The sequence below is a fragment of the Cellulomonas sp. NPDC089187 genome (genome assembly GCF_040685135.1).
In the GTDB taxonomy this organism is placed as follows: domain Bacteria; phylum Actinomycetota; class Actinomycetes; order Actinomycetales; family Cellulomonadaceae; genus Cellulomonas.
The window spans coordinates 254,530-281,503 of record NZ_JBFBHI010000002.1; the positions used below are offsets into that span (position 1 = coordinate 254,530).

The 26,974-nt window shown below is 70.8% G+C and carries 31 protein-coding genes; 14 read left to right on the forward strand and 17 right to left on the reverse strand.

Annotation, left to right across the window (positions count from 1 at the left end):
- Positions 1-190: 190 nt before the first annotated feature.
- Entirely contained in the window at positions 191-916 is a 726-nt protein-coding gene (locus tag AB0N78_RS05450; protein ID WP_363386724.1) for an ANTAR domain-containing protein, read from the forward strand.
- A 49-nt stretch (positions 917-965) separates the two neighbouring features.
- On the opposite strand, the gene AB0N78_RS05455 is transcribed toward AB0N78_RS05450, so the two are convergent.
- From AB0N78_RS05455 to AB0N78_RS05465, 3 genes are read right to left on the reverse strand one after another with little or no spacing between them, the layout of a single operon-like run.
- A complete protein-coding gene (locus AB0N78_RS05455; protein ID WP_363386727.1) occupies positions 966-2,144 on the reverse strand; it encodes a zinc-dependent alcohol dehydrogenase in 1,179 nt (392 codons plus the stop codon).
- On the reverse strand, positions 2,141-2,548 hold the full coding sequence (locus AB0N78_RS05460) for a hypothetical protein (protein WP_363386730.1): 408 nt from the start codon (positions 2,546-2,548) through the stop codon (positions 2,141-2,143). The genes AB0N78_RS05455 and AB0N78_RS05460 overlap by 4 nt, the downstream gene beginning before the upstream one ends.
- A 2-nt stretch (positions 2,549-2,550) precedes the next feature.
- Positions 2,551-3,432, reverse strand: coding sequence for a manganese catalase family protein (locus AB0N78_RS05465; protein WP_363388215.1), 882 nt, complete (start codon positions 3,430-3,432; stop codon positions 2,551-2,553).
- Between the two features lie 425 nt (positions 3,433-3,857).
- On the opposite strand from AB0N78_RS05465, the gene AB0N78_RS05470 reads away from it, so the two are divergent.
- Both AB0N78_RS05470 and AB0N78_RS05475 read left to right on the forward strand, forming a co-directional pair.
- Entirely contained in the window at positions 3,858-5,501 is a 1,644-nt protein-coding gene (locus tag AB0N78_RS05470) for a hypothetical protein (protein WP_363386733.1), read from the forward strand.
- On the forward strand, positions 5,498-7,504 hold the full coding sequence (locus tag AB0N78_RS05475) for a hypothetical protein (RefSeq protein ID WP_363386736.1): 2,007 nt from the start codon (positions 5,498-5,500) through the stop codon (positions 7,502-7,504). The genes AB0N78_RS05470 and AB0N78_RS05475 overlap by 4 nt, the downstream gene beginning before the upstream one ends.
- 43 nt (positions 7,505-7,547) lie before the next feature.
- Here the strand turns inward: AB0N78_RS05475 and AB0N78_RS05480 are convergent, their stop codons facing one another.
- Together AB0N78_RS05480 and AB0N78_RS05485 are read right to left on the reverse strand one after the other, a co-directional pair.
- Complete coding sequence (locus AB0N78_RS05480) at positions 7,548-8,369, reverse strand: alpha/beta hydrolase (protein ID WP_363386739.1); 822 nt, start codon at positions 8,367-8,369, stop codon at positions 7,548-7,550.
- 141 nt (positions 8,370-8,510) lie between these two features.
- Positions 8,511-8,999: an SRPBCC domain-containing protein gene (locus AB0N78_RS05485; RefSeq protein ID WP_363386742.1), complete on the reverse strand. Its 489-nt coding sequence runs from the start codon at positions 8,997-8,999 to the stop codon at positions 8,511-8,513.
- Positions 9,000-9,173: 174 nt separating this feature from the next.
- On the opposite strand from AB0N78_RS05485, the gene AB0N78_RS05490 reads away from it, so the two are divergent.
- Positions 9,174-9,554 carry a DUF1304 domain-containing protein gene (locus AB0N78_RS05490; RefSeq protein WP_363386745.1) on the forward strand — a complete coding sequence of 127 codons (381 nt, stop codon included), beginning with the start codon at positions 9,174-9,176 and terminating at the stop codon, positions 9,552-9,554.
- 1 nt (position 9,555) lies between these two features.
- On the opposite strand, the gene AB0N78_RS05495 is transcribed toward AB0N78_RS05490, so the two are convergent.
- Positions 9,556-10,038, reverse strand: coding sequence for an NUDIX domain-containing protein (locus tag AB0N78_RS05495; protein WP_363386748.1), 483 nt, complete (start codon positions 10,036-10,038; stop codon positions 9,556-9,558).
- A gap of 84 nt (positions 10,039-10,122) precedes the next feature.
- On the opposite strand from AB0N78_RS05495, the gene AB0N78_RS05500 reads away from it, so the two are divergent.
- From AB0N78_RS05500 to AB0N78_RS05510, 3 genes are read left to right on the forward strand one after another with little or no spacing between them, the layout of a single operon-like run.
- On the forward strand, positions 10,123-10,515 hold the full coding sequence (locus AB0N78_RS05500) for a peptidase inhibitor family I36 protein (protein ID WP_363386751.1): 393 nt from the start codon (positions 10,123-10,125) through the stop codon (positions 10,513-10,515).
- Between the two features lie 19 nt (positions 10,516-10,534).
- Positions 10,535-11,086 carry a sigma-70 family RNA polymerase sigma factor gene (locus tag AB0N78_RS05505; protein ID WP_363386754.1) on the forward strand — a complete coding sequence of 184 codons (552 nt, stop codon included), beginning with the start codon at positions 10,535-10,537 and terminating at the stop codon, positions 11,084-11,086.
- The gene (locus tag AB0N78_RS05510; RefSeq protein WP_363386757.1) at positions 11,083-12,195 is read left to right on the forward strand and encodes a CU044_5270 family protein; all 1,113 of its coding nucleotides are present in this window, start codon (positions 11,083-11,085) and stop codon (positions 12,193-12,195) included. The genes AB0N78_RS05505 and AB0N78_RS05510 overlap by 4 nt, the downstream gene beginning before the upstream one ends.
- Here AB0N78_RS05510 and AB0N78_RS05515 read toward each other — a convergent pair whose 3' ends face one another.
- On the reverse strand, positions 12,196-13,041 hold the full coding sequence (locus AB0N78_RS05515; protein WP_363386760.1) for an NAD(P)H-hydrate dehydratase: 846 nt from the start codon (positions 13,039-13,041) through the stop codon (positions 12,196-12,198).
- On the reverse strand, positions 13,038-13,763 hold the full coding sequence (locus tag AB0N78_RS05520) for a histidine phosphatase family protein (protein ID WP_363386763.1): 726 nt from the start codon (positions 13,761-13,763) through the stop codon (positions 13,038-13,040). Before AB0N78_RS05520 ends, AB0N78_RS05515 begins: the two co-directional genes overlap by 4 nt.
- Before the next feature lie 53 nt (positions 13,764-13,816).
- On the opposite strand from AB0N78_RS05520, the gene AB0N78_RS05525 reads away from it, so the two are divergent.
- Both AB0N78_RS05525 and AB0N78_RS05530 read left to right on the forward strand, forming a co-directional pair.
- Positions 13,817-14,320, forward strand: coding sequence for a DUF523 domain-containing protein (locus AB0N78_RS05525; protein WP_363386766.1), 504 nt, complete (start codon positions 13,817-13,819; stop codon positions 14,318-14,320).
- Between the two features lie 448 nt (positions 14,321-14,768).
- Complete coding sequence (locus AB0N78_RS05530; RefSeq protein ID WP_363386769.1) at positions 14,769-16,724, forward strand: hypothetical protein; 1,956 nt, start codon at positions 14,769-14,771, stop codon at positions 16,722-16,724.
- A gap of 9 nt (positions 16,725-16,733) precedes the next feature.
- Here AB0N78_RS05530 and mqo read toward each other — a convergent pair whose 3' ends face one another.
- From mqo to AB0N78_RS05555, 5 genes are all read right to left on the reverse strand, one after another.
- The gene (gene mqo, locus AB0N78_RS05535; protein WP_363388218.1) at positions 16,734-18,137 is read right to left on the reverse strand and encodes a malate dehydrogenase (quinone); all 1,404 of its coding nucleotides are present in this window, start codon (positions 18,135-18,137) and stop codon (positions 16,734-16,736) included.
- 98 nt (positions 18,138-18,235) lie between these two features.
- Positions 18,236-18,601 carry a PRC-barrel domain containing protein gene (locus AB0N78_RS05540; protein WP_363386772.1) on the reverse strand — a complete coding sequence of 122 codons (366 nt, stop codon included), beginning with the start codon at positions 18,599-18,601 and terminating at the stop codon, positions 18,236-18,238.
- The gene (locus tag AB0N78_RS05545; RefSeq protein WP_363386775.1) at positions 18,588-18,992 is read right to left on the reverse strand and encodes a hypothetical protein; all 405 of its coding nucleotides are present in this window, start codon (positions 18,990-18,992) and stop codon (positions 18,588-18,590) included. Before AB0N78_RS05545 ends, AB0N78_RS05540 begins: the two co-directional genes overlap by 14 nt.
- Positions 18,989-20,218: an Nramp family divalent metal transporter gene (locus AB0N78_RS05550; protein ID WP_363386777.1), complete on the reverse strand. Its 1,230-nt coding sequence runs from the start codon at positions 20,216-20,218 to the stop codon at positions 18,989-18,991. The genes AB0N78_RS05545 and AB0N78_RS05550 overlap by 4 nt, the downstream gene beginning before the upstream one ends.
- Positions 20,215-20,670: a hypothetical protein gene (locus tag AB0N78_RS05555; protein WP_363386779.1), complete on the reverse strand. Its 456-nt coding sequence runs from the start codon at positions 20,668-20,670 to the stop codon at positions 20,215-20,217. The genes AB0N78_RS05550 and AB0N78_RS05555 overlap by 4 nt, the downstream gene beginning before the upstream one ends.
- Before the next feature lie 77 nt (positions 20,671-20,747).
- On the opposite strand from AB0N78_RS05555, the gene AB0N78_RS05560 reads away from it, so the two are divergent.
- Genes AB0N78_RS05560 through AB0N78_RS05575 form a run of 4 tightly spaced genes read left to right on the forward strand, consistent with a single transcriptional unit; the run spans position 20,748 to position 23,022 of the window.
- Positions 20,748-20,912, forward strand: coding sequence for a hypothetical protein (locus tag AB0N78_RS05560; RefSeq protein WP_363386781.1), 165 nt, complete (start codon positions 20,748-20,750; stop codon positions 20,910-20,912).
- A complete protein-coding gene (locus tag AB0N78_RS05565) occupies positions 20,909-21,412 on the forward strand; it encodes a hypothetical protein (protein ID WP_363386784.1) in 504 nt (167 codons plus the stop codon). The genes AB0N78_RS05560 and AB0N78_RS05565 overlap by 4 nt, the downstream gene beginning before the upstream one ends.
- Positions 21,409-22,437, forward strand: a complete 1,029-nt coding sequence (locus tag AB0N78_RS05570; protein WP_363386787.1) for an NAD-dependent epimerase/dehydratase family protein — start codon at positions 21,409-21,411, stop codon at positions 22,435-22,437. The genes AB0N78_RS05565 and AB0N78_RS05570 overlap by 4 nt, the downstream gene beginning before the upstream one ends.
- 39 nt (positions 22,438-22,476) lie before the next feature.
- Complete coding sequence (locus tag AB0N78_RS05575; RefSeq protein WP_363386790.1) at positions 22,477-23,022, forward strand: DsbA family protein; 546 nt, start codon at positions 22,477-22,479, stop codon at positions 23,020-23,022.
- A 96-nt stretch (positions 23,023-23,118) separates the two neighbouring features.
- Here the strand turns inward: AB0N78_RS05575 and nhaA are convergent, their stop codons facing one another.
- Positions 23,119-24,495 (reverse strand): Na+/H+ antiporter NhaA, encoded by a 1,377-nt coding sequence (nhaA, locus tag AB0N78_RS05580; RefSeq protein WP_363386792.1) that lies wholly within the window; start codon positions 24,493-24,495, stop codon positions 23,119-23,121.
- A 95-nt stretch (positions 24,496-24,590) separates the two neighbouring features.
- Between nhaA and AB0N78_RS05585 the strand changes: the two genes are divergently transcribed.
- On the forward strand, positions 24,591-25,409 hold the full coding sequence (locus AB0N78_RS05585) for an SDR family NAD(P)-dependent oxidoreductase (RefSeq protein ID WP_363386795.1): 819 nt from the start codon (positions 24,591-24,593) through the stop codon (positions 25,407-25,409).
- Here the strand turns inward: AB0N78_RS05585 and AB0N78_RS05590 are convergent.
- Genes AB0N78_RS05590 through AB0N78_RS05600 form a run of 3 tightly spaced genes read right to left on the reverse strand, consistent with a single transcriptional unit; the run spans position 25,406 to position 26,973 of the window.
- Positions 25,406-25,852 (reverse strand): HIT family protein, encoded by a 447-nt coding sequence (locus AB0N78_RS05590; protein ID WP_363386797.1) that lies wholly within the window; start codon positions 25,850-25,852, stop codon positions 25,406-25,408. The two genes, AB0N78_RS05585 and AB0N78_RS05590, sit on opposite strands and share 4 nt — an antisense overlap.
- Positions 25,849-26,412: a DUF1697 domain-containing protein gene (locus AB0N78_RS05595; RefSeq protein ID WP_363386800.1), complete on the reverse strand. Its 564-nt coding sequence runs from the start codon at positions 26,410-26,412 to the stop codon at positions 25,849-25,851. The genes AB0N78_RS05590 and AB0N78_RS05595 overlap by 4 nt, the downstream gene beginning before the upstream one ends.
- Positions 26,413-26,421: 9 nt before the next feature.
- A complete protein-coding gene (locus tag AB0N78_RS05600; protein WP_363386803.1) occupies positions 26,422-26,973 on the reverse strand; it encodes an NYN domain-containing protein in 552 nt (183 codons plus the stop codon).
- Between the last annotated feature and the right edge of the window lies 1 nt (position 26,974).

Genomic DNA, 26,974 nt, shown 5'->3' on the forward strand with positions numbered 1-26,974 from the left:
GGGTCTCTCCTGGGGTGGGTGGGGTTCTGGTGCCGACGGTGGCACAGGTGGTGGCGGTGCGGCCATTCGCGGTCGGTCGACGTCGCGGGTGGCACGCGCGACGTCGGAGGCGGCTGACCTGCGGTTGTCGCGGGTCGAACCTCGGCCTAGCGTCAGCGTCAGACCCCGGGGAAACGGCAGGACGCTCACCATGACCGAAGGCACCACCGCCCGCACCGCGGCGGCGACCGGAAGCCACTTCACCGTGACGGTGCCGGACGAGCGCTGGCAGTGGAGCGAGGAGTGCTTCGCGCTGTTCGGGTTCGAGCCGGGGGAGGTCACCCCGACCACAGGGCTGCTGCGTGCGCACACCGTGCTGGCCGACCGGGTGAAGTGGCGCGAGGCGGTGCAGTACTGGGAACACGAGGAGGGCACCTGGGCTGCGGTGCTGCTGATGTCCGATGCTCGGCGGCGACAGTTCGAGGCGCTGGTGGTCGGGTCGGTGGTCGACCGGTCCGGCGGTGTGGTGCACGGGTACGTCGTGGATATGTCTGCGCCGATCCGCGCGATCGCCGCGGCGGAGGCCTCCCGGCAGATCCAGCAGGCGTCGGCCAGCCACGCCAGCATCGAGCAGGCCAAAGGCATCCTGGCCGCGATGACCGGGACGTCGGTGGAGGACAGCTTTGCGCTGCTGCGCCAGACCTCAATGGACCGGAACATCCCGCTGCGGGCACTGGCCTCCGGGGTGGTTCTGGCTGCTGCCCGGGGTGAGCTGGCGGCGTTGGGTCTGGACTCCCCGCTGCTGGGCGGTAGCGGACGCCCCCTCGACCCGGAGGCCGCGGTGGTGCGCCGCAACCGTCGCACCCGCGCCGGGGAACCCCCGATGGGCCCCGGCGCCCGGCGTCGGGATCGGGAATATCAGCTGATCAGCCCGTGAGTGTCGACCGCGCCGAGCCTGCATCCCACCGGCCCGGCGCGGCCGATCCTCACTCGGCGGCGTGCGGCCGGAGCACCGCCCGGAGGCAGCCGTCGTCCTTGTGCTGGAACATCCGGTAGGCCTGCGGGCCCTGTTCCAGCCCGAACTCGTGGGTGGCCAACCGCTCGGCGTCCAGCTGACCCCGGCCCATCAGATCCAGCAGGTGCGGCACATAGCGCTGACCGTGCACTTGGGAGCTGCGCACCGTCAGACCCTTATTCATCAGCGCCCCGAGCGGGAACCGGTTGGTCCACCCCGCGAACACGCCCAGGATCACCACAGTGCCGCCCTTACGGCAGTGGTAGATCGCCTCCCGTACGGCGGTGGCCCGCTCGGTCTGGATGCGCAGCGCCTGACCCACCCGGTCCACTGCGGCCTGGACGTCGGTGTCGGCGGCGGCCTCCATGCCCACCGCCTCGATGGTGACATCGGGTCCGCGGCCGGCGGTCAGCTCCAGCAACCCCTCACCTGCGTCGCGTGGGTGCAGGGTCGAGACCCCCAACCACACCTCGGCGAACCGGCGGCGATCCTCGCGCGGCTCAATGACGACCACCTGCTCGGCTCCCCGAATCTGCGCCGAACGGGCCGCCATCAGTCCCACGCCACCCGCACCCCACACCGCCACGACCTGACCGGGGCCCGCCTCGCCGAGGTCGGCACCCATCCACCCGGTGGCCGCCGCATCGGAGGCGAATAACGCCCTCAGCTCCGGTACGTCGTCAGGCACCGGAAAAGCGCCGACGTCGACATAGGGCACCCGGATGTACTCGGCGTGCGAACCGCCGTAGCCCCCCATCGCATGCGAGTAACCGAAGCAGCCGCCGGGTGCGAAGCCCCACATCGCCTCGGTGATCCCCGGGTTCGGGTTGCCGTTGTCGCACAGCGAGAAGTTGCCCTGTCGGCACTGCCAGCAGTTCCCGCAGGCGATGAAGGAGCTCACCACCACCCGCTCACCGAGCCGGCGCTCGCGGACCTCGGAGCCGACCTCGACAATCTCCCCGACGAACTCGTGCCCCACCACGTCACCGTGACGCATGAAAGGCACGTACCCCGCGAGCAGATGCAGATCCGACCCGCAGGTGACCGTGGCGGTGACCCGGACGATCGCATCGGTGGGGTTGATCAGCTCCGGGTCAGGGACGGTGTCGACGGCCAGCTCGTTCACGCCGGTCCACAGCAGTGCTCTCACAGTCGTCCCCTCCGTCCGGCCTTCGCGATCACCAGGTCCAGCAACCGCCCTCCCGGGGTAGCCGGTCGGTCGGAGGTGTCATCGGGCGGCAGGACATGCCCGGTCTCCAACAGCTGCTTGAGCAACCGCAGCTCGCCTCGACGGGCCGGATCACCGGACGCCAACCGCAGCTCGGTGCCTCGGTCACCCGGTGCCGGTGTGCGCCGACACTGCTCCAGGACCGCGCGCAGCGACGGCGGCAGACCGCCGGTGCGCTCCTCGATCTGCTCGGTGCTGAGCAGGACGGTGACCGCCAACGGTTGGTCGTCACCGGGGGGTTGCGGCAGGCGGGTGCGCAACCGCGCGGTAGCCAGAGCGGCGGTGGAGGCCACCGCCGCCGTGACGAGCACGCTTCTGGTCCGCATGCTCACTCCTGGTGGAAGGCGTCCTGGACCGTGCCGGCCACCTTCTCGATCGGGTTCGGGGTGGCGGTGGTGCCGTAGAGCCGGGCGTCCGGTGTGGTGGGCGGGGGAGCCGGGACACCCGCCGGCGGCTCGGGGACGTAACTGAACTCGCCCTTGCCGTCCGGGGTGGGTCCCGAGGCCCAGCTCCCCTGCTCGGCCTGGGTGCCGTCGGAGAAGTTGATGTACTGGTAGGACACCTCGCGGTGCTCCTTCGCCAACGGGAAGTTCGACGGGGTGGGCAGTCCCTCCAGCCCTTCCTCCTGCAACTCGCGGGCCGCGGCGATCCACTGGTTTTGGTGCATCGTGTCCCGGGCCAGCAGGAACGCCAGCATGTCTCGCACACCGTGGTCGTCCGTCATGTGGTAGAGCCGCGCCACTTGAATCCGACCCTGCATCTCCGCATTGGCGTTCGCGGTGAAGTCCGCCAGCAGATTGCCGCTGGCGGTCACGTATCCGGCGCTCCACGGGTTGCCGTTGGAGTCCACCGGCCGGGCACCGGCCCCCGCGACGATGGCGTGCTGTGGATCGGTGCCGCCGACGATCGCGGCCACCGTCGGATCATCCTGCACTGCGCCCTCGACCACGCCGATCGGGGCCTTCTCCAGCAGCTGGGCGATCATGGTGGCCAGCATCTCCACATGGCCGAACTCCTCGGCGCCGATGCCGTAGAGCAGATCCCGGTACTTGCCGGGCAGATGGGCGTTCCAGGACTGGAAGCCATATTGCATGGCCACCGTGATCTCGCCGTACTGGCCGCCGAGCACCTCTTGCAGCTTGCGGGCGTAGACCGCGTCCGGCTTCTCCGGTGTGGCCGAGAATTGCAGTTCTTGTCGATGGAAGAACATCGCGCCCCCTGTCGGGGTGGGGCCGCCCAGGGGTGCGGCGACCGGCCGACGCACCTGGGCCCGACGCGTGTCTCCAGTGTGCGTCGGGGCGGTCATGCCCGCACCCGGGCGGCTACGATGCCGACGTCCCGCTCAGCCGACCCGGGCCGACAGATGGCATCCGGGTGGACTTCGAGCGACGACGAGCGGTGACGCCGTCGGAGGGGGACGGCATGGACACCGACAGGTCCGCACATCACGCAGCGAGCGCCGGGCGCTACGGGTCATGGTTGTCGGGACGGGCACTGGCGGTCATCGCACTACCGACTGCGCTTGTCGCTGTGGTCAGTGATCTGGCGGCGGCCATGCTCGCGGCGGGTGACGGCGCGTTCATCGCCGGAGGCAGGGTGCAGGTGACCGAACCGTCGTGGTTGAGGTCTGTGGCCGTGGCGTTTCCGACCACCGTAACCCTGGTGGTGGCCGGTGGAGCCGCATTCATCATGCTGGCGGCCCACCAGCAGGGCAAGGGACTGTCCCTACGGGAAGCCTGGCGGTGGCCCTTCGCCAATCGCCGTCGGGTCGGCACCGTCTTGGCCGTGGGGCTGGCCCTCGCGCTGGGTCCGATGCTGGCGGTCACGTCCCTGGAGTCCGCGCTGCGCTCCGGCATCCCGCTGTTGTGGATCGCTGGTGCGGCCGTCGGGGTGGTGTTGTGGACCTGCCTGCTGATCGGGACAGCGTCGGCGCGCGCCCTCGCTCTGCTGGGCGGGGCTGGGGGCCGTGCAGCGACCGAGGACGCCATTCCCTGGCAAGAACCGCCTCTGGCACCCCAGATGGTGCCTCTGGCGAGCGGTGGAACGGTGGTGGTGGTCGCGCTGGCTACCTGGGTGGTCACCCCGAACGCGACGATCGTCGTCGTCCTGATCCAGCTCGTGTGCGCGGTGGTGGCCTGCCTTGTGGTGGCTGGAACGCTGGCCAGTGATGCAGTGCGCTCGGCGGCGCGACGAGGGGTCGCGGTGCAGGTGCCGGGTGCGACGGACGACCTGCCCGGCCCGTCCGTGGGACTGGGATGGTGCGGTGCGGTGGCCGCGACTCTGCCCGCAGTGGTGCTCGCTGCGCTCGTGTCGGTGAATCCCTGGGGTCTTCCGGTGCTCGAGCGGGTGCCGCAGGCTGGATACGGCACCCTCGATCCGCTGTCCGCCGCGACGGATGGGCAGGGGACGGCCTGGGCAGCGCAGTGGATACCGGGCGCGGACTCGCTCTCCCTCGAACTGAGCTCCTACGACATGGGGAACTGGTCGGACGACCCCGAGGAGGTGCCCTGGCCGATGACCCAGCAGATCCTCGGTGGGAATGCCCCGTTCGACGAGCGGCCCGACGTCATCGTCGAGGCCGCTGACGACCACGTGCTCGTCGCCGGCACGTGGGGTAAGGGGTGGTACGGCCGGACGCCCTCCCTGATCCTCGCCGACTGTGTGGCGGGTACCTGTCACACGGTCCAGACAACGACGGGATCTTGGGTCTACGACTCGGGGCTCATGGATCTGGTGCTGGCCCAGGACGGCACTGTGGTGTTCGCCGCGGTCGAGGGGTCGGAGCTGGTGTTGCGGACCTGGCATCCGGGCAGCGACAGCGTGGAGGCCGCCTCAGTGGCGGAGCTGCCGGCGGACGTGCACAGCGGCAGCTCGTTCACAGTGGACCTGGGCCTGGCACCGGACGACTCACCGGTGCTCCTCACCGCCACCACGGAGGGCGCGACGGTCTGGACCTGTCCCGATCTCGCTTGCGTCACGACTGAACACCACGACATGCCGACCACGGGGGTCAGCGGCGATTCGACGCTCATCGACGGCACGGGTCGGCCGCTGACCGTGTGGCGGGACGGGGATGAGGTGGTCCTGGTCGACTGTACGGATCCGCTGTGCCGGGGTACGCAGGAGCGCCGGATCGCCGGGCTCCCTCTCGTCGAGGATGACGAGTGGTCTGGGGGAATCAGGCTCAGCCTCGTCGATGGACATCCAATCATCGTCACCTCGGGAGGCGACGATGGTCGCCTCCTGGTCCGCTGCGCGCGGGAGAGGTGCGCGTCATGAGCGCGCCGACGACGACCCCGCCGTACCCGTCATTGGTGTGGCGGAACGGGCAGAGCCTGCTCGCTGCCGCCGTCCCAGTGGCGCTGGCCGCCTCGGTGTGCTGGTGGTTGCTGTTCCACCTCGACGCGATGGACCTCGCAGTCCTGCGTGGTGCGATGGTGGAACGTCTCGGATCACGGGGGAGTGCTCCCTGGGTGGCGGGGGCAGTCATCGTGCTGGTGATGGCACTCGGTGCGGCCACGGCCTTGCCCGTGATGGTGATGCAGGCCCAGCACAACCGAATATCTGCGAGTGCGGGATGGCGCTGGGCGCTGCGGAACCCCCGTTCGGTGCTGACGGTTGCCGCGACCATGGTGGTGGTGTGGTGTCTGCCCGCCGCAGTGGGCGTCGTGTCCTGGCGGGCGAGCGTGGGGGTTTTCCGGTGGTCGGTGCTCAGCGCGGCGACCGGCGTCGTGGTCGGCACGGCTGTGCTCTGCTCGCTGATCGGATGGGCTCGCAGAATGGTCGGCCGCGTCGTGCTGGGCGGCGATCCAGGGACCAGCCGTGCCTTTCGGCCTCACGAGGTGACCGCGGCCCTGGACGAGTCCCGGTCCGCGGCGCTGATCGCGGGTCTCTCCTGCGGGATGGTCGTACTCGCGTTGTGGACCGCCGCATCGCCTGCTGCCGACTCGGTGGTGGCGGCGATCTGCGTGGTCGTCTGCCAGGTGCTGGCTCTGGTGTTCGCGTCCTGGTTGCTGATCGGCTGCCTCGCCCACGACGTGCTCGTGGTCGGCACGTGGACGGGGCTGACCCCCGCGCTGTGGACGGAGGGACGTCAGGCTGGGTCTCGCACGGGGGCGTTGGCTGGGATGGCCGCCGGGACGCTCATGCCGTTGGCCTCAGCGTCGCTCATGCTTGCCAATCCCTGGGGCCTGACGACCGCTGCTGTGGTGCCCGCACAGGTGACCTCGGCGGTGGCGACCATCGGGCCGTGGGACGACGGTCTGGCTGCGACGCTCTCCCACGCCGACGTGAGAGTCGCCTCGGACTCGGGAATGACAGGGTCCTCCACCTCTGCCGTGCTGCGATGCGATGACAGCGACTGTCTCGTCGAGAAGGGGCCCGGGGGGACCGGCGTGTTGGACGGGCACGGCGGACTCTGGGCGGGATCGTGGGCAGACGGTGTCCTGACGGTGACCCATCATGAGCTCCCGGTCGCGGAGGACGACGACGCGGGCGGCGACAGCGTCGAGATCCGGTCGTCCACTGGATGGGGGGACGCCCTGGCCATCACCGCCGACCGGGACGGCCAGGCGGTGGTCGCAGGATGGTCGAGCTCGCAGACAGAGAGCCTGCTGACGGTCAGTACCTGTCGGCTCTCGGGTTGCAGCACTGACCGTCTGGCCGCGCCCCGGGTGAGTACCGCCCAGAGCTTGCAGGTCGCAGCGGCACCAGACGGGCGGACGTTCACTGCGCTGATCGAACAGCTGCCGCCGGAGGATCCCGAGTCAGGGGAACTCGGTCAGCGGCGTCTGGTCACGGCGGTGGGGAACGGGACCGGTGAGCTGGAGATGATCGAGCTGGCCCGGTGGTCCCCGGACACGCCTTTGACTCGACCGACCGCCACGGTGGGCCCGGATGGCACGCTGCTGGTCACGGTTCAGGTCGGTGGATCGACCTACGCCTACACCTGCGCCGATGCCAGCTGCGCGAGTCCGGTCGACGTGGTGTCTCCGCTGGATCTGCGGGTCGACTCGGTGACACTGGACGCCGACGGACTGGTGCAGTTCGGCGGGATGAGCCGGGACGGTGCCACCGTCGTGAGTTGCCGCGACCACGAGTGTTCTGACGAGGAGTGGGTGGTGGTGGCCCCGGTCGTCGACCGGCGTCCCGCAGCCGGTGGGGTCACCGTGGCCACCGTCGAAGGTCGAACGGTGGTGGCCGTGATCGATCCGGAGGGAACCGTCGGCGGTTCCCATCTCGTGTCGTGTCGCGAGTCCGGCTGCCGAGAGTTGGCCCGCTGACCAGGGGCGCCCGGGCGACCATCGCCCGGGCGCCCGGTGCGGGTCAGGACCGGATGAACTCCAGCAGGTCCGCGTCAAACGCCTTGCGGTACTCGCCGTACACGCCGTGCGGCGCGCCCGGGTAGACCTTGAGTGTGCCGTGCTTGACCAGCTCGATGGACTTCTGTGCGGCGTCGTGGATCGGGACGATCTGGTCGTCGTCGCCGTGGCCGATCAGGATGGGCACGTCCAGCGCCTTGAGGTCCTCGGTGAAGTCGGTCTCGGAGAAGGCCTTCACACACTCGTACGCGTTGTGCAGGCCCGCGGACATGCCCAGACGCCAGAACTGCTCGCGAGCGCCCTCGGTGACCTGCGACCCCTCGCGGTTCGCACCGTAGAACGGGAAGGCCAGGTCGCGGTAGAACTGTGAGGCATCGGCGATCAGCCCGGCGCGGATGTCGTCGAAGTTGGACAGCGGCGTGCCCTCGGGGTTGGTGTCGGACTGGACCATCACCGGCGGGACGGCACCGGCGGTGACGACCTTCACGACGCGGCCCTGTCCGTGCTGGGCGGCGTAGCGGACGGCCTCGCCGCCACCGGTGGAGTGCCCGACGACGACCAGGTCGCGCAGGTCGAGGTGGTCGACCAGTTCGGCCAGGTCCTTGGCGTAGGTGTCCATGTCATTGCCGTGGAACGGCTGGTCGGAGCGACCGTGGCCGCGCCGGTCGTGGGCGATTGCCCGGTAGCCGTTGTCCGCGAGCAGCTTGAGCTCGACGTCCCAGGCATCGCCGGACAGAGGCCAGCCGTGGCTGAGGACGACGGGCTGGCCAGTGCCCCAGTCGCGGTAGAAGAGCTGCGTTCCGTCCGAGGTAGTGAAGTACGGCATTGCGGAGCCTCCTGACTCGATGGACGCCCGATCCAGCGAATCGCCAAGATCGGATGAATCGGACACTAGGAGCCTCGGGCGTGACATGCGAGCGGTGGCGCGTGACCCGCAGATGAACGTCCGGGGTCACGCGCCGGAGGGTCAGTCCTCGGCGAGGATGGCGTCGATCTGACCGAGCGCCTCGGACATGCCCTCGAGCATCCCCATGTCGACCAGGCGGCGCATCTGCTCGGTGTCGGCGAACCGGGATCGAATGGTCATCCGGCTCCCGGAAGCGGCGCCGGTGATGTCCACCTCGGCCCGGGTCACCGGCATCGCCGGGTCGGGGGTGCCGTCGTCACGGGCGAACCCGTCATCAAAGCTGAGCGCATGCGGCCCGTCGACGGTGACGAACTCCCACCAACCCCCGGCCTTCTCGCCGCCCGGCCCGGTCATGTAGTACGCGGCGCGGCCGCCCGGGCGCAGGTCGAGCGCGGTGAAGGTGGCGGGCCAGGCGGGTGGCCCCCACCACCGTTCCAGGCGTCGCGGATCGGACCACAGTCGCCAGACGCGCTCCGGGTCGGCGGTGAACTCGGTGACGATGGTCAGGGTGAGGTTGTCGGTGTCGGGGGTGGCGCTGACGACGGTCATGGGTGGTCCCCTTCGGTGTCGGTCTCGGTCTTGTCCAGAATCCAGCCGAAGTGCTCCCTCCGCCCGCGCTAGATCTGCTTGGACTCCTCCAGCAGTGCGGCCGCCGAGCGGATGGCCCAGGTTGGGGCGCACCACCTGCTCGCGGCCACGACGGTGCTTGGACACAATCACCTCATGATCGCGACGATCCCGGCGGTGCTGGCCGCCCTGCTGCACGTCTACATCTGGGTGCTCGAGTCGGTGCTGTGGACGACGCCGCGTGCGCGCCGCGTCTTCGGCACCACTCCGCAGGAGGCCGCCTCGACCCGGGAGATGGCCCTCAACCAGGGGTTCTACAACCTGTTCCTCGCGGTGGTGACCCTGGTCGGAGTCGTCGTGTGGGCGCTGGACCAGCGCGCGGTTGGGTCGGCGCTGGTGCTGGCTGGCACCGGGTCCATGCTCGCCGCGGCGCTGGTGTTGGCGGTCACCTCCCCGGGCAAGCGGCGGGCGGCGGCGACCCAGGGCGCATTCCCGCTGCTGGCGGTGGTGCTGACCGTGGTCGAGCTGACCGTCTGACTCAGCTCGGCATCGACCACACGGCAGCCAGTCGGCCCGCACGCCAGGCGGCAATCACGGCTGCCTCGTGCGGGACCAGCGGCGTGGGCAGATCGTCCAGGTCGAACCAGTCCATCGCGGCGGCCTTCTCCGGCTCGCGCCGGGCGGGCTCGCCGGTGAAGCGTCGGGTCAGGAAGAACAGGTCGATCCGCTGCTCGACCTGGGGGCCGCCAGGCTGGAACCGGTGGAGGGCGGTCAGTGGTTCCAGATCGGCCGGGTCGACGATGATCCCGGCCTCCTCGCGCGCCTCACGGATGGCGGCCTGGTGTGCGGACTCGCCGGGGTCGACATGGCCGGCGAGCGTCGCCCAGTGACCATCGCGATAGCCGGTGCCCTCCCGGAGTTGGAGCAGCAGACGGCCGCGGTCCAGCACGAGTAGGTAGGACGCCGCCACCAGCAGGCTCCGGCCGTCGATGTGGTCGTCGGGGGCGTAGCGCTCGGTCACTCAGCGAGTATGTCAGGGCAGCAGTGTGGTCAACATCACAGCCTGGCTCGGTGACGTTCGGCCGGGGGCATCGGATGTCCGGGTATGAGCTCCCGTCACCTGCTGCGCCGTCGCCTGACCACCCTCGCCCTCGCTGCCGGACTGTTGATCGCCGTACCGCCCACTGCCGGTGCGCAGGAGGACCCCATCGGAGGTGGGCCGGTGGTGTTGAGCGCCTCGCAGTGCGCCGCCGGGCGGTTCTGCCTCTGGAGCGGGGCCGGGTACACCGGTGCCTTCTGGAGCACCGGAAGCGCCGGCGTGCAGTCCAGTCAGGTCAGCATCGCCCGCACGGTGTGGAACCGCACCGGGGTCGCCGTGCGCCTCTACTCCGGGTCGGGTGCCACCGGCACCTGGATCTGCGTGAACTCCGGTGGGCTGTACACGTCGACCTCGATGCCCAGCACCTCGATCCGTACGATGACCACTGCCATCTGTTAGTGAGTGAACTGAAGGTGACGTGGCCGCAGGGGGCGAGGGGGGCGAACCCGCCGCGACGGTGGATGCCGTTGCGGCATTCGGCGACCTCTACCGCAGCCTGGTCCCGCACCTGCGGGGCTTCATTCGCCGTCAGGTTCCCCACGAACAGGTCGACGACGTGCTCTCCGAGACGTTCCTGGTGGTCTGGCGGCGCTGGAACGACCTGCCCGAACCTGAGCGGATCCGACCATGGGTGTACGGCGTGGCCCGCAACCGCATTCGCAAGGCCCACGACGACCGCGGACGCACTGCCCTGGGCGTCGACCTGGTGGCGGCCGACGCCTACGCCCATGAGCCCGATCCGGCCGACCAGCTCGCCGCTGACGACCGGGCCCGCCGCCTGGTCGCCCTGTTGCCGGAGGCGGAGGCGGATGCGATGACCCTGACCGTCTGGGGTGGACTGACCCCGACCGAGGCGGCGCGCGAGCTGGGATGCAGTGTCACGGCGCTGACCAGTCGGCTGTCCCGCGCCCGCACCCGTTTGGCCGGGCACCTGGCACTGGAACTCGACACGGAGGGGGAGCGGCGATGAGCGATCCCACACCCGAACGCCGGGCCCAGGCGGAGGTCGAGGCGCTGTCTGCGCTGCTGGGTCGGGTGGGGCTGGGTGGCACCCTCCCCGCCGAGCCGGTGGACGAGGTGCAGATGCGTGCGCAGATCGCGGCACTGACCGGTGACCCGGTGCAGGCTGAGGTCGTCCCCTTGCGTCCCCGCCGCCGCTGGGCGGTGCTGACCGGTGCTGCGGCCGCTGTGCTGCTCGGCATCGGGGCCGCGCTGATTCCTGCCCACCTCGGCGCACCGTCGGCGGTGGCGACCACCCCGCCGATGCTGGCGTACCCGATCGCCCCGACCGAACTGGCCGCAGGGGCCGGCCCCAGTGCCGCTCCCGTGCTGGCCGAGCTGGCGGACATCGCCGCCAACCGGGTCGACCCGGAGCCCGCCGGAACGGTGCAGCACACCCTGTCCCAGAGCTGGTTGCTGTCGGTGTCCGTGGAGGAGGAGGGCACCTCGGTGGCGGTGGAGCCGACGGTGGGGGAGACCTGGACCGCCGCCGACGGGTCGGCCACCTTCGTGCAGTGGCGCGGTCCGGCTCTGGACAGCACGGGTCGCCTGGCCGAGGTGCCCGCCGTCGACACCACCGCGGCGAATGCGGCGGTGGACCGGATGCCCGCGGGCACCTTCGATCCGGATCAGGCCGCAGCGCTGCCCCGTGATCCCGCGGCGCTACGCGCCGAGCTGCTGGCCGGCCTGAGCGCCCCCGGCTGCGACCGCACCGACTCCCCGGACACCGCCGTGTGTCTCTACCTGGCGGTGACCGACCTGGCTGATCGACTGGTGCTGCCCGCCGATCTGGACGCCGCCCTGTGGCAGGTGCTGGCCGCCGAGCCCGGGATCTCCCTTGCCGGGGAGGTCACCGACCGGGTGGGTGAGGTGGCGGTGGCGCTGGCCTTCCCCGGGGCGAGCTGGGACACCGACCCCGTGGTCCGGGTGCTGCTGGTCGACCCGAGCACGGGTGCCATCGTCGGCCGGGAAGAGGTGACGCTCTCCTCGACGGCGCTCGACATCGACACACCCACCGTGACCCAGTTTCGCTACGACCTCGAGGTCGGCTGGACAGAAGCGACCGGCCCGGCGCACTAGTCACCCGCCGAACTCGACCAGCAGCCCCGGGAACTCCTCGGTGAGCTCGCGCGCCAGGAACCCCAACGGTCCGATCCGAGCCGCCAAGCGGTCACCGGCGGTGGCATGCAGTGCGGTGCCCCAGCAGGCCGCCTGCTCGGGCGTGCACCCGCCCGCGAGCAGACCGCCGATCGCGCCGGAGAGCACATCGCCGCTGCCGGATGTTCCCAGGCCCGGATGCCCGGAGGCGGTGGCCCACTGCCGTCCGTCCGGATGCGCGATGATCCCGGCGCAACTGACCACGGTGCCGTAGCGCTCCGCCACCAGCACCGCGGCGTCCTCAGGGTCGGCCTCGTCCCGGTCCAGCAGCCGAGCAGCCTCGGTCAGGTTGGGGGTGAGCACGGTGCGCTCGGGCAGCGTGACCGCCATCCCCGGGAGCACGCCGAGCGCGAAGGCATCGATCAGCACCGCGGTGTCACCGGCGGTCGCGAGCACGGTGGACAGCAGTGCCTCCGCGCCCTGCGGCTCGTCCAGCCCCGGACCGACAATCACGGCATCCGCCCGGGAGAGCTCCTGCGTCATCCCTGCTGCGTCGGCCCCGGTCGGCGACCCCTCCGGCGACTGCGGCAGTGACAGCACCCCCGCCTCCGGAAACTGGGCGGCGCAGGCCGGTGCCACCGACTCCGCCACGGCCACGCTGAGCCGCCCAGCCCCGATCCGCAACGCCGCCAACCCGGCGAGCAGCACGGCCCCCGGGGTCGGCCGCGCCCCGCCGATCACCAACACGCCCCCGCGCTCGTCCTTGCTGCCCCGGCGGTCGGGCAACGGCCAGGCGCGCAGCTCTGCGGGGGTCAGGGGCGTGATCATCGGGCGTCCTCGCGTTCTCCGGCGTGTTCGGTGACCTTGCCATCCGTGCGTTCCAGGTGTCGCACGTCATCGGCACGGGTGGTGGTCCAGGTGCGGTCGGTGCGGGTCAGCACGGTGAGTGAGGTGTTTCGCACACTGCCGCGGGCGATCAGGTCGAAGAGCTGCTGCTCATCCATCGCTTCCAGCACGTAGCGCAGCAGCCAGATCACCGCGTCATGCGCCACGACCAGCACCCGCGCGGCGTCGCTGTCGGCCACATCCCGCAGCACCGAGCGCAGCCGGAGGGCGACATCCGCCCAGGATTCCCCGCCCGGTGGCCGATAGTAGAACTTGCCCTGGTGTGCGCGACGGGCAGCTTCCTGGGGGAATCGAGCGTGTACCCCGTGGCTGGTCAGACCGTCGAGCACCCCGAGTTCCCGGTCCCGGAGCCGCTCATCGATCACGGTGGGCAGATCCAGACTCGCGCGGTGCAGCGCGAGGTGCGCGGTCTGCCGGGCGCGCAGATACGGCGAGCACCACACCACCTGTGGCAGGTCGTCGGGTTCCTGCTGCGCCCAGTGCGCGCCGAGGGAGACAGCCTGTTCCGCCCCGGTCTCGGACAGCGGCGTATCGGCGTCCCGGGTGTCGATCCCGACCACCTCGGCCCCCGCCCGCTCGGAGCGGGTCGCCGCCACATTGCCGATACTCTCCCCGTGCCGCACCAGCCAGATCTCCTGCACCATGCGCTTCACCGTCGCAGCACCCGGCGGTGCCCGCATCCTGGGAGAATGGCCGGATGCTCCCCGTGTTCGCCAGTGGTTGCCTCGGTCTGGCGCGCCTGCGTTGGGACGGCAGGTCGGTGCCGATCGATGACCCGATCTGGTCCCGGTGGCAGGCGGAGGGTCGGCTGGTGCAGTTCTGTCCGGAGGTCGCTGCCGGGCTCCCGATCCCGCGCGAACCGGCGGAGATCGTCGGGGGCACCGCGGCAGACGTGCTGGACGGGACAGCGCGGGTGCTCGGCCGCACCGGCACGGACCTGACCGACGCGTTCCTGCGCGCCGCCGAGCTCGGCGTGCAGCAGATCCGACAGCATCGTCCGGCTCTGGCGGTGCTGGTGGACCGCAGCCCCTCCTGCGGGAGCACCACGGTGTACGACGGGACGTTCACCGGGACCCGGGTTCCCGGCCGTGGCCTGTCCGCCGAGCTGCTCGTCCGGGAGGGGGTGCCGCTCTTCACTCCGGCTACCCTCGCCGATGCCGCCGACCTGGTGCAGCGCGCCGAGACTGCCTCACCCGGGTGACTTCGCCCGAAACCAGCCCATCCACACCAGAACCCGGATAGGCTGCTTGGCGCGAAGGTCCCGGATCACCCCCTGCTCCGGGGCCTTCGCTCTGTCCCGGGTGATGTGACTCAGATCACAGTATTCCGAGGTGACAGCACCGGCCCCCCGCGGGACGACAGGGATGACACGGTCAGGTGTGGAGGGCACTGCCCGTGTGCGGCCCGTCGGAGTCTGCAGGGGGCGACTCCGGCGGGCCGCCCTGTGCGCCCAGCGCACACCCCGCTGCCGCTAGGCTGCCCTCGCCGCAGCATCCTGTTCCCACGGGCATGAGCCCGGTGACCTGACCAGGCGACATGCGATGAGCGGCACAGCAACGACACCCACGACCCTGCGTGCTCTGCACCCCCTCATGCGCACGGGGTGGCGTCTCGGCTCCGGGCGAGCATGGCTGGCGCTGTGCGTACCCATGACGATGGGGCTGCTGCTGGCGACGGTCGTCACGGTCGTGCTCTGCGATGACCCGGTGATCCGGGACTGGCGTCTGGAGTCGGTGTCGCCCGGGATAGATCCGCGATCCGACCTGATCTCCACCGCGATCCTCGCGGTGTCGATGAGCTGGGCCGCCGGAGCCGCCGTGGTCATGCTGGGGGCCGAAGTGCGGCGCGAGGTGGTCACACTGCGCCGGTGCTGGGCCTGGCCGTGGCGTTCCCCGGTTGGGGCGATCGCTCTGGTCGGTGTGCTGGTGGCCGCCGGCCTCGGCATGGCTGCCGCGGCCTTTGCCGTGCTCCGCGATACGTCGTCCTCGACCGCGCAGCAGTACGGCGCCCTGGCGTTCCTGCCGGTCATCGCGGCTGCGTTGTGTGTGCCCAGCCTGCGGTGGATCGCCCGCCGAGTGTTGGCGGACACCGGCTCGATCCACAAGCACGCACCGCGGCGGCGCCGCGCGACCCTGAATTGGGCCGCACCGTTGACGGTGCTGGTGGTGGTGGGTCTGCGGGTCGCCATCGCCAGGTTGCCGATGCCGGTGATGTCCTTCGACCTGGTCGCCCTCGCGAATGGCGTCGTGACCGCCGGTGGCCTGCTCACCGTGGTCGGTGTCGCCGTCGATGACCTCCTGCCCAGCGGGACGTTCCGGGTCCGACAGGACGGGACTGGGGCGGCCGCCCGGCGCTGGACTGCGGGGGTGATCATCGCGGTGCCGACCGTGCTGATGATGGTCCTCGCGCTGTGGAACCCCGCCGATGTCGCTCGGATGCGGACAGCTGATCCGGTTGACGGCGAATGGTCGGTCCAGGTCCCCTCCGCCGGCGGCGGATACAGCATCTGGCGAGGTCGGGATCTCAGTCTTACCTGGCGTTCGGATCGCGACGCCGAGTTGGAGCGCGACGTGGTGCTGTGTGCTCCCGACCGCTGCGGGGTGCTCTTCGTGCCGTTCTTCGGGATCGAGGCTGTCACCCCGGACGGGCAGCATCTGTGGTCGGCCTCGTGGGTCGAGGAGATCGTGGAGGACCCGTACCGCATCGACCGATCACTGCGGATCCGCCGAGACCCGATGCCGACGGTGCGGGCCGGTGAGGACCTGACCCTCGGCAACACGCCCGACGTCGACGAGGTGGTCGAGCACACGGCGGTCCGTTACGACCTGGACCTGCCGGAAGTAGCCAACTGGGCCGCAGAGCGTGAGACCCCGATGGCGATGGCTGCTGACGAGGACCACGCCGTCATCGCCACCGTCGCCCGCGGCCCCGAGGGCACCGGCGCACGCGAACTGGTGATCGTCCGCTGCACGCTCGACCGCTGTGCGACCTCCCGGACGCCGGCGGCTGTCGGCGACAGCGAGTTCGACCTGTCGGTACGACTGGGACCGGATGGCTCCGCGATCGTGCTCGTCGACCCCGGCACCCTGGACGATTTCGCTGTCCAGCTCGTCACCGTCGCCGCGGACGGCAGCACCTCGATCGAGGAGGTGCCGGTCGAGATCGAGTACGGGTACTCCTGGAACAACGGGACCTCACTCGCCGTGGGTCCGGACGGCATCGTCTGGGTCCTGGTCAGGCACGGGCTGACCGGTGTGCTGTTGCGGTGCCCCGCGGGATCATGCGTCTCCGCCGAGTCGATCACCATCGAGGGGTTGTCGCAGGGAGTGGCCGCGCTCGTGGTGGACAGCACCGGTCGGCCCCTGATCGTCTCCCACGACCCGCGGGACGACGGGCTCACGCTGGTCTCCTGCCGCGATGCCCAGTGCTCCACCCAGGACCGACGACGCCTGGCGGAGCCGATCAGATCGCAGTTCGTCGACGAACCGGTGGTACTGGCACTCGACGGTGATCTGCCGGTGATCGGTCGCCTCAGGGGTGCCGACTTCACCGGTGACGGCCGTGTGATCCTGCGCTGTGACGCCCCACGCTGCGGGATGCCGTAGGGGATCGGCTCAGGCCTGATCGACCAGATCCGGGTCCTCCGACGGCGCATCCGCATCCGCGTCCTCGTCATTCAGCGAGGGCATCATCGCGTGCAACCGCGGTGACCAGTCATTCATCCGCTCCGGGAAGCACCGCCCCAGCAGGTCGACCATCGCCGAGGCGGCGGTGGACGCACCGGGGGAGGCACCGAGCAGTCCGGCGATGGACCCGTCCGCGGCGGTGATCAGCTCGGTGCCGAACTCCAACGCCCCGCCCCCGGGCACTGGCTTGATGACCTGGACGCGTTGTCCGGCGGTGATCAGCTCCCAGTCGGCGTCCTGCGCGGTGGGCAGGTACTCGCGCAGACTGGACAACCGCTTCTTGCGACCCGCGAGCACCTCGGTGATCAGGTACCGCAGGAGGTCGAGGTTCTTCAGGCCGACCGACAGCATGGGCCAGATGTTGTCCGGGCGGATGGTGCGCAGCAGATCGCCCCAGGAGCCGTGCTTGAGGAACTTCATGCTCCACCCGGCGTAGGGCCCGAACAGCAACGCCTGCCCGCCCCCGACCGCCCGGGCGTCCAGGTGCGGGACGGACATCGGTGGGGAGCCGACCGCGGCCTTGCCGTAGACCTTCGCGTGGTGTGCGGCGATCAGCGCGGGGTTGCGGGTGCGCAGGAACTGCCCGGCGATGGGGAAACCGCCGTAGCCGCGGATCTCCTCGATGCCAGAGCGTTGCAGCAGCCGCAGCGCGCCACCCCCGGCACCGACAAAGACGAATCGCGCATGCAGCACCCGTGGACGGCCAGAGGCGCGGTCCTGGATGAGCAACTGCCAGCCGCCGTCGGGGCTGCGGCGCAGGTCGCGCACCTCCTGGCCGGTGCTGACCCGGGCCCCGCGGCCGCGCAGGTCGTCGATCAGGTGCCGGGTCAGCGCGCCGAAGTCCACGTCATAGCCATGGGGCGCACGGGTGGCGGCCACCGGGCCGGGTGCCCGCTCCGCCATGATCAACGGCGTCCACTCGGCCAGCACCGCCGGGTCGTCGCTGAACTCCATCGACGCGAACCGGGGGTGAGCGCTCAGCGCGGCATGCCGGCGGCGCAGGTAGTCCACATCGCGTTCGCCCTGCACAAAGGTCATATGCGGCACCGGGGTGCGGAAGTCGTCCCCGGGCAGTCGTCCGGCCGCGATCAGGTGGTCCCACAGCTCCGCGGACAGCGAGAACTGCTCGTTGATCCGCACCGCCTTGGCGATGTCGATGGACCCGTCCGGGCGCTCGGGGGTGTAGTTCAGCTCGCACAGTGCGGCGTGGCCGGTCCCGGCGTTGTTCCAGGCATCCGAACTCTCCCGGGCGACCTGGTCGAGGCGTTCGATCACCTCGATGGACCAGGTGGGTTCCAATTCGGACAGCAGAGTGGCGAGGGTGGCGCTCATCACGCCACCGCCGACCAGGGCGACATCGACCTCAGACACGGTGTCGATGGTAACGACCGCAGCGGGACCTTCGACCCGAATGACCGGAATGCGACCGATCAGCGCTCCGAACCGTGACTGGCCTCCGGGGTCGGGCCGTGCAGGGCAGCGTCGTACCGGGGCGCACCGGAGCGCAGCGCGACCCCCTCTGCTCCGACCTGGTCCACATCGCCCCAGTGCGCCAAGAAGGTGCCGCGGTGCCGCCACCGCATCCAGCGGGCGATCGGCCACGGTGCGGTGACATCGGTGCGCTCGTAACCCAGGAAGGAGGTGCCGGTGCGCGGGCTGACCAGCAGGCCGTGTACCCGGGGTGAAGCCAGCGTGCCGCTCACCGGGCCGTCCAGCACCAACCGGACGTCCACCACGTAGCCCACCCGCTCCCCGTCCAGGGTCACCGGCAGGTCGAGCAGATCACTCAGGAGCATGACGACCTCCCGGAATCCGCCCGATCACCCGGTCCCGCACCCAGCGTTCGGTCCAGGTCACGGTGAGATCGTCCGAGTCGGCCGCCAGCTGGATCGTGGTCCCGACGTCGGTCACCTGACGCCAGTCGATCCGTTCCCACCGGGAGGGTGGGGGAGTGCCACCGAAGATCCGGGTGCCCAGCACTGGTCCGGCCAGCAGTGCGGTCAGCCGCGGCTGCTCACCCAGGTCCAGGTCGGCATCGGCCACCGTGGTCACCGGCTCGCCGTCACGGTCCAGCACCAGCCGGTCCAACAGGTGCAGCCGAGCATCGACCACCCGACCGGGCTGCGTCGGCTCGGGTACCGGCTGCGGGCCTGCCACCGGACCTGGTCGCACCCGTCGTCGCCTCATGCCCCCACCCCCGTCCAGATCAGCAGCGGGATCGCCGCGATACTCGCCGCCAGGATCAGCACCAGGTAGACCAGCCCCAGTGCGTTGGTCACCCGGCCATTGACCTGATCACCCATGTACTCTGGGTCATTGGCCACCACCAGGATCGGCAGATAGGTCAGCGGCAGTGCCACCGCGGAGAACACCACCGAGTACTCGGTGATCCGCACCGGATCGACTCCGGTCATCAACACCCCGACCCCGATCGCCAGCGCCACGATCATCGTCAGGTGGAACCGGGCCGCGTGGGTCGGACGCCGGAATTTGCCCCATGACCAGCCGAAGAACTGCGCCAGGGTGTAGCCGCTGGACAACGTGGTCTCCAACGCCGCCCCGAAGGTCGCCGCCACGATCCCGATGATCACCACCGCCAGTGCCAGCTTCCCGCCCGCCTCGGCCACCGGCAGCACCATCTGGGACAGCGAGGACACCTCGATGGACAGTGGCATCAGCACCACCGCCGCACAGGCCGCGATGGCCAGCGACAGCAGCCCGCCGAGCGGGAACCCGACCAGCACGTTCAGCCGTGACTGGGACAGGTCCTTGCGCGTCCACTTCTCCTCCACCGCGCCGGAGCTGAAGAAGAACACCTCATACGGCGTCATCGCCGCACCGAACAGGGCGATGGCGTAGTACCAGTACACCGGCCCGGTCTCGCCCTCAGGAATCACCGGGTCCAGCGCCTGGGAGGCGAGTTCGCCCCAGTCCGGGCCCAACAAGAACAGCGCCACCGCGAACACGACCAGGCAGAGCCCGAGCAGCCCGGTGACGTTCTCCATCAGCTGGAACGTGGTCCGCCACACCACCAGCCACACGGCGAGCGCCGCCACCGGGATCCACAGCCGGGGCTCCACGCTGCTGGCCAGTTGCAGGGCCAGCGCGATGCCGCCGACCTCCGCGGTGAGGGTGAGCAGGTTGATCACGAAGCTCGCGGACAGGTTGCCCAGCGCGACCCGGGGACCCAGGCGCTCGCGGATGATCTCGAAGGTGGCACGGCCACTGACCGCCGCCACCCGGCCGGACATCTGCGCGAACAGGCAGATCCCGACCACGCCGACCAGCACCGCCCAGGCCAGCGACAGCCCGAATCGGGAGCCGACCACCGCATTGGTCACCAGATCCCCGATGTCCAGGAATCCGCCGATGGCGGTCAGCACGCCGAGGGCCACGCCCAGCAGACGTTTCACGCCGTCGCCGCCTCGATGCTCAGCGCGCCCCAGGCCTGATCCAGCTCGCGCAGCAGGTTCTCCGGCACCTGGCGGTGAGCAGCGGATGGGCCGGTGATCCATACCCCGGCGTCGACCACCGCCGCGGTGGCGGCCTGCACCGCGTCGAGCACGTCGTCCCGGGCGGTGCGCACGGTCGCATCGGGTGGGGACAGGGTGGTGAGCGTGCGGGTGGCCTCCTCGAGCACGCGGATCGAGTCGGCCTGGACGGTGTCGGCCACGGTCGGTGTGATCCGGTCCTGACCCAGCTGCCGGACCGCCGTACGCACCGTGGCCACCGCGGAGCTTGCTTGATCGCCGGCATCCTGCACGCTCGCGACCATCTCGGCCGGTGCTCGGTGCTGTTCACCGACCGCACACCCGCTGAGCAGCGTCAACGCCAGAGCTGCCAGCGCCCATGAGTGCCTGCGCATGCCAGCGATCGTGCTCGCCGTCGGGCCGCCCCGCATCTGCAGGTGCGGGGCGATGGACCCGGTGCGACGGTGGGGCGATGACAACCGACGACAGCACCCAGGGCTACGACCCCGAGCAGGACCCGGACGCCGATCCGCAGATGCTCAACCCGCGCACCGGCGACCAGGCGGCTGACAGCGAGCACCCGGAGGGCGACGCCGACGCCGACCCGGACAACCTCAACCCGCGATCGACACCATGAACGACCTCGACCGCCAGCAGCTGCGGATCTACCTGGCCGACCACCTCTCCGGTGCGGCGGCGGGTGCGGCACGTGTCCAGCGGATGGCCGAGTCCTACCGGGACACCCCCCTCGGCCCGGATCTGGCGCGGCTGGCGGAGGACATTCCCGCCGAGCGCGACTGGCTGGAGGATCGGATGCACGCGTGGGGGCTGCCGCCGCACCGTCTCAAGCAGCTCGCCACCACGGTGGCCGAGCGGGTCGGTCGGCTCAAACCGAACGGTCGTGTGGTGCGGCCGGCCCCAATGACGGCGGTGCTGGAACTCGACCTGATGCGCGCGGCGGTCACCGGCAAACGTGGCCTGTGGGAGACCTTGCGCCTCTATGCCGAGGAGCTTGGCCTGGACCCGGCCCGCCCGGCGGAGCTGATCGTGCAGGCCGATCAGCAGATCGCCACCCTGACCGCGTTGGGTGAACGCGCCCGTCAGCAGGCATTCCGCAGATCGCAGGGGGCCGCATGAGAGTCGCCGTGGTGGGTGCCAGCGGGAACGTCGGCACGGCAGTGCTGCGCCGACTGCGCGCGGACGAGAGCGTGACCTCGGTGGTCGCGCTTGCCCGGCGGGTGCCGCACACCACGCCCCCGCCGCCCTACGACCGTGCCGAGTGGCGGCCGGTGGATCTGGCTGCTGGCGGTCCGCAGGACCGGACCGTGGAGCACCTGCGCCGGGCCTTCGCCGGGGCGGATGCGGTGGTGCACCTGGCCTGGGCGATCCAGCCGAGCCACGACCGTGATCGACTGCGCCGGGTCAACGTCGAGGGCACCCGTCGGGTGATCGAGGCCGCGGTGCAGGCCGGGGTGCCACACCTGGTGGTGGTCTCCTCCGTGGGTGCCTACGCCCCGGCATTCGACGATCGGCTCCGGGACGAGGACTGGCCTACCGAGGGCATCGCCACCGCCGACTACAGCCAGGACAAGGTCGCGCAGGAGCGACTGCTGGACGAGCTGGAGCTGCGGCACACCGGGATCAGGGTGGCACGGGTGCGTCCGGCCCTGGTGTTCCAGCACGCCGCCGGTCCGGAGGTGAAGCGGATCTTCCTGGGGCCGTTCGTCCCCCGACGGCTGCTGGACGGGAACCTGCCGGTGCTGCCCTGGCCGGAGGGGCTGCGGGTGCAGGCGATCCACGGTGACGACCTGGCCGACGGCATCCGTGAGGTGGTGGTGCGCCAGGCCACCGGGGCGTTCAACCTGGCCGGGGCCGGGGTCATCCGCGCCGCCGACGTCGCCGAGGTACTGGCCCAGGGCAACTGGCGCGAGGTGCCGCACGGTCCGGTCCGCCAGGCGCTGTGGGCCGCCTGGCAGTTGCGACTGGCACCGATCGGGCCGGGCTGGTTCGATCTGGCCGCCGGTGCGCCGCTGCTGGACACCGCACGGGCGGAACGTGAACTCGGCTTCCGCCCGCGATGGACCTCGGTGGCGGCGATGCGGGATCTGCTCGACGGGATGATGCGCTCCCCGGGCACCGCGAGCCCGCCGCTGAAGCGGTGAGGCCGGCATGGATCGGTGCCGACCGGTGTTGAGGCGGCCATGACCGACCGTTGTGAGGCTGGGCCCGGGGGACTGCCGGAGGCTGCGGCGCACCCGGAGGGCTCGGCGCGACTGGTGCTCGGCGACTCATCGGCGCCTGTAACCATCACCGAGTTCGGCGATCTGGAATGCCCGTACTGCCGCCAGGCCGCTGAGCCGCTGCGCCGCCTGATCGCCGAGTCCGACGGGGGCGTGCGCCTGGTGTGGCGGCACTTCCCGCTGTTCCAGGTGCATCCGCATGCGCTGGTCGCTGCGCTCGCCGCGGAGGCCGCCGCCGAGCAGGGCATGTTCTGGCCGATGCAGCAGGCGCTCTTCGCCCAACAGAACCGGTTGACCGAACCCGACCTACGCACCGTCGCCCGCACCCTCGGCCTGGACCCGGAGTCGGTGACCGGTCCGGTGGCGCAACGGTTCGCCGACCGGGTGGAGGCCGACTACGTCGCCGGTCTGGACCTGGGCGTGGCCGGCACCCCGACGCTGTTCATCGATGGCGAGCCCTACACCGGTGCCCTCACCCTGTCTGCTCTGCGCCGCGCGCTGCCTTAGCTCCCGGCCCTTGGACCCGCCCGGCACACCATCGAAAGCTGCCTTCCCGCACTGGGAAGCATGCTGGTGCCCCGGCGCTCGGCGTCGGCCCCGGGCTCAGACCGAGCCGACCGCCCACGGGCCGGAGGGGAGCCGGGTGGGCAGGCCCTCCTCCGGGGAGCACAACGGGAGGCGGTTGCCCAGGATGCGCAGCAGAACACTGCCCAGCACCGCAGCGATCAACGACCCGGCCAGGATGCCGATCTTCGCCTGCTCCTGGATCTCGCCCTCGAATGCCAGCTCGGCGATGAACAGTGAGATCGTGAACCCGATCCCAGCCAGCACCGCGCCGCCGAGCAGGTGCCCCCAGCGCACCCGCCCCGGGAGTCGACCCAGGCCGGTGCGGATCGCCAGGGTGGCCGCCCCGGTGATGCCGACCGTGTTGCCCGCCACCAGCGCCACCGCGATCCCGATGCTCACGGAGGAGGTCGCCGCTGCCCGCAACGCCTCCGGGTCGAGCCTCACCCCGGCATTCGCCAGCCCGAACACCGGCACGATCACAAAGGCGCTCCACGGGTGCAGCAGCCGTTGCAGGCGCTCGCTGGCGGGGACGGCGGCGCGGGCGGCCAGTTCGGTGAGGTGTTCGCGCTCGGCCGTGGTCTCCACCACCAGACCGTCGGCCCAGGTCGGCACCTGCTCCACGTGTTCACGGGCCATCGACCGGGAGGGCAGCAGCAGCCCGACCAGCACCCCGGCCAACGTGGCGTGCACCCCGGAGGCGTTCACCGCGCACCACAGTGCGATCCCGATCAGCGCATAGGGCGTCAGCCGCCACACCCCGAGCCAGCGCAGCACCAGCATGGCGATCACCAGTACGGCGGCGACGCCGAGCGCAGGCCAGTGCACGCTGTCGGTGTAGAACACCGCCATCACCGTGATCGCACCGATGTCGTCGACGATGGCCAACGTGAGCAGGAACAGCCGCAGCCGATCCGGGCACGCCGGCCCGAACAGCGCCAGGATGCCGACCAGGAACGCGGTGTCGGTGCTCATCACCACCCCCCAACCGTGGGCGGCCTCGGTGCCGGCGTTGAACGCCAGATAGATCAGCGCTGGCACGGCCAGGCCGCCGATCGCGCCCAGGGCGGGCACCGCGATGGTCCGCCGGTCGCGCAGCTCTCCGCTGGTGACCTCCCGGTTGATCTCCAGCCCGACGACGCAGAAGAACACCGCCATCGCCGCGTCGTTCACCCAGTGGTGCAGATCCAGGTCCAGCCCCCAGGAGCCCAGGTGCATCCCGGCGGAGGTCGACCAGAGCGCGTCGTAGGCCTCGGACCACGGGCTGTTCGCCCAGACCAGAGCGAGCACGGTGGCGGCCAGCAGCGCCAGCGCCGATCCGGCCTCGGTGGACAGGAAGTCCCGGACCTGGGGATTGACCCCGGGTAGGCGCACCCGCAGGGCGGGCCCCGGGGTCAACGGGGTTGCTGAGGTCACGGGCGGCTCCCTGTCATCACGGCTGTGATCCTGCTGCGACCGGTCGCAACGCCCCGGGCCGGGTCAGTATGCCCACCGGATGCGACGATGACCCCATGAACCCGCAGCCCCGCACCGCACTCGTCACCGGCGCCGGACGGGGGATCGGCCGTGGCCTCTCGCTCGGTCTGGCCGCCGCGGGCTGGGAGCTGGCCCTGGTCGGCCGCACGCTGGATCATCTGGACGCCGTCGCCGCCGAGATCCGCGCCGCCCACCCGGACCGCACCGTGCTGGTGCTGCCCGCCGATGTCACCGACGCCGCCCAGGTCGCCCGGGTCGTCGCCGACGCCGAGCAGGGGCTGCCCGGGGGGATCGGTCTGGTGGTGAACAACGCGGGGGTGATCGAGCGCCAGGAGGTCGATCTGGTCGCGGACGACGTCGAGGACGTGTGGCGGGTGATCGAGACCAACGTGCGCGGTCCGCTGCTGGTCACCCACGCCGTGCTGCCCGCGATGCTGGCCCGTGGTGTCGGGCACCTGGTGAACATCAACTCCGGCTCCGGTCACCGGCCCTCACCGGTCTACACCGGTTACGGGATCAGCAAGGGTGCGCTGGCCCGACTCACCACGATGGTGCACGCCCAGGTCGCCGACCGCGGGGTGAAGGTGCTGGATCTGGCACCGGGTGTGGTGGTCACCGACATGACCCAGGCCATGCCGCTGCACGACGGTCGCGCCGACTGGACCCCGGTGCAGGCGAGTGTCGATCTGGTCGACGCCTTCGGTTCGGGTCGGTTGGACGCACTGTCCGGGCGATTCGTCCGGGCGGGCACCGACACCGAGGAGTCGTTGCGGGAGCACGCCGCGCTGATCGCCGAGCGGGACGCCCGCACCCTGCGCCTGGCCCCCTGGGGCGAGGACGACCCGGTGGCCTAGAGCTCCGGCGACGACAACACAGCGGGCACCTGAGCGTCGTACCCCGCATCCCGCAGCGCCGCCCGCACCCGTTCCGCGGCGGCATCGAGCTGCTCCGCGGGCACATCCGAGCGGGCGTTGGCGAAGCTCAGCTGCTCCTCACCCCAGGCGGGCAGCACATGCAGGTGCAGATGCGGCACCTCGAACCCGGCGACCAGCAGCGCGGCCCGTGGTGCGTCGAACGCGGTCTGCTGCGCGGTGCCCACGATCTTGGCCACCCGGATCAGCTCGGCCAGCAGGTCATCGGCGGCGTCGGTGAACCGCGGCACCTCCTCGCGGGGGGCCACCAGCACGTGCCCGTCGGTGATCGGCGCGATGGTGGCGAAGGCGACGCAGCGCTCGTCCGCCCAGACGAAGCGCCCGGGGATCTCGCCGTCGATGATGCGGGTGAAGAGGGTGCTCATCCGGCCACGGTACCCAGGGCGCGCAGCTTGGTGGTCACCGCGAGCACCGTGTTCCAGTTCCGGCCCGAGCCCTTGCCCCCGGCGGCCCGGTCCAGCACCTTGCCGGTCAGTCGTGAGGAACCGATGCCCTCCCGGTAGTCGATGTACCCCTCCTCGTGGTGGAAGGTCGTCGACTCGGGGCCGTAGGCGCTCAGATCCGGGCTGCCCGCGGCGACCGGCCCGTCGTAGAACATCACCACCAGCCGGGAGGGGCGCTCCGCCGCGGCCTGCGGGTACGGGTTGGCGGCGATCACGGCCTCCATCTGATCCAGGGTGCGGATCACCAGCCCGAGCGGGAGGTCGAGCTCGGCGCGCAGGTGCTCGGTCAGCTCGGTCACCAGCGCCGCCCGGTCCCCGGTGAAGTCCGGCCGCGGTCGCAGCAGCAGGTTGCCGGTGGCCAACCAGGTCGACACGTTCCGGTGCCCCAGGTCGGCGGTCACCTCACGCAGCCGCGCCATGGGCACCTGCCCGTACCGGCCGAGGTTGACCGCTTGCAGCAGAGCGACGACCGGCGTGTCCATCGATCCTGCCTAGAGGAACCGCAGCGGGTCGAACTCCTCCAGCGGGATGATCCGCAGCCGGGGGAGTGTCACGTTGAAGGCCTTCACATCCGACTCCAGGTCGAAGGTCTCCAGCCCGTCCTCGGTCAGATGCGCCAGCTGGCTACTGGTGAACTCCCGGAACGCGAGCAGTCCGACCCGGCGGTCCTCGTCCTCGAGCAGCGCCTCCATCTCCGGGGCGAAGTCCCCGTCGTGGGAGGCCAGTAGCACGTCGCCCTCGCGGTCGGCCAGTGCGGACAGGGTCCGCTTGATGCCGATGTCGACGACCTTGCCCTCACCGGACAGCGGGATCGGCTGGAACCCGATGGCCAGCAGCGCCTGCACGAAGGACATCGGCATGGTGCCGCTGGTGGCGTTGAGAAAGAACAGTCCCTTGGTGTCCTGGCCCCAGGTGCGCTGGGCGAAGTCCAGCACCCGCTCCCACCGGGGTCGCTGCTCCGGGGTGGGGCGTCCGTTGAGGATCGATGAGCCGAGGGTGGCGTCGATGTTCTCCCCGTCGACCAGGACATAGGTGGTCCGCATC